This window comes from Planotetraspora mira, assembly GCF_016863275.1.
Classification (GTDB): domain Bacteria; phylum Actinomycetota; class Actinomycetes; order Streptosporangiales; family Streptosporangiaceae; genus Planotetraspora; species Planotetraspora mira.
Genome location: NZ_BOOO01000084.1, coordinates 1 through 1,112 on the forward strand (window position 1 = coordinate 1; position 1,112 = coordinate 1,112).

Here is a 1,112-nt window from a genome sequence, read left to right on the forward strand (position 1 = left end):
CCGTCTGCCGCGCTTTTTTCGACGGCGGCCAGGACTTGCTGGACGCGTAGGCCGTCGGCGAATGAGGGTGCGGGGTCGGTGCCGGTGGTGATGGCTTCGAGGAAGTCCTTCACTTCGTGGGTGAAGGAGTGTTCGTAGCCGAGTCCGTGGCCGGGGGGCCACCAGGCTCCGGCGTAGGGGTGGCCGGACTCGGTGACGAGGATGCGGCGGAAGCCGGCTTCCTCGGGGGGCAGGGTGTGGTCGTGGAACCACAGTTCGTTCATTGCTTCGAAGTCGAAGCTCAGTGATCCGTGTGAGCCGTTGATTTCGATGCGGAGGGAGTTTTTGCGGCCGGAGGCGAAGCGGGTGGCTTCGAAGGAGGCGACTGCTCCGCCGGTGAAGCGGCCGATGAACAGGGCGGTGTCGTCGACGGTGACCTCACCGGTGCCGGCCGCGGTTCCGGCGGCCAGGCCGGCGGAGGCTTCGGCGAGGGGCCGGTTTTTGATGAAGGTCTCGGTGATGGCCGAGACCCCGGTCAGGAGGTCGCCGGTGATGTATTGGGCGGTGTCGATGATGTGGGCGCCGATGTCGCCGAGGGCGCCGGAGCCGGCTTTGTCTTTTTGGAGTCGCCAGACCAGGGGGAAGTCGGGGTCGGTGATCCAGTCTTGGAGGTATTGGGCGCGGACGTGGCGGATGGTGCCGAGCCGGCCTTGTTCGACGAGTTGGCGGGCCAGGGCGACGGCGGGGACGCGCCGGTAGTTGAAGGCGACCATCGAGCGCACCCCCTTGGCGGAGGCCTGGGCGGCGGCTGCTGCCATGGCTTCGGCTTCGGCGACGGTGTTGGCCAGGGGTTTTTCCACGATGACGTGTTTGCCGGCGGCCAGGGCGGCGATGGCGATCTCGGCGTGGGAGTCGCCGGGGGTGCAGATGTCGACGATCTGCACGTCGTCGCGGGTGATGAGGTTTTTCCAGTCGGTCTCCACCGCGGCCCAGCCGAGCTGGGCCGCCGCCGCGGTGGTCGCTTCGGGCGACCTGCCCGCGAGCACCGTCATGGACGGTGTCACGGGCAGGTCGAAGAACGCGCCGACACTTCGCCAGGCCTGGGAGTGCACACGTCCCATGAACGCGTACCC

At 68.0% G+C, this 1,112-nt stretch carries 1 protein-coding gene; it reads right to left on the minus strand.

Annotation, left to right across the window (positions count from 1 at the left end; all coding sequences use genetic code 11):
* Nucleotides 1–1,112 (minus strand): Gfo/Idh/MocA family protein (locus Pmi06nite_RS41585; RefSeq protein WP_203958769.1); only part of this gene is annotated, 1,112 nt, incomplete at both ends.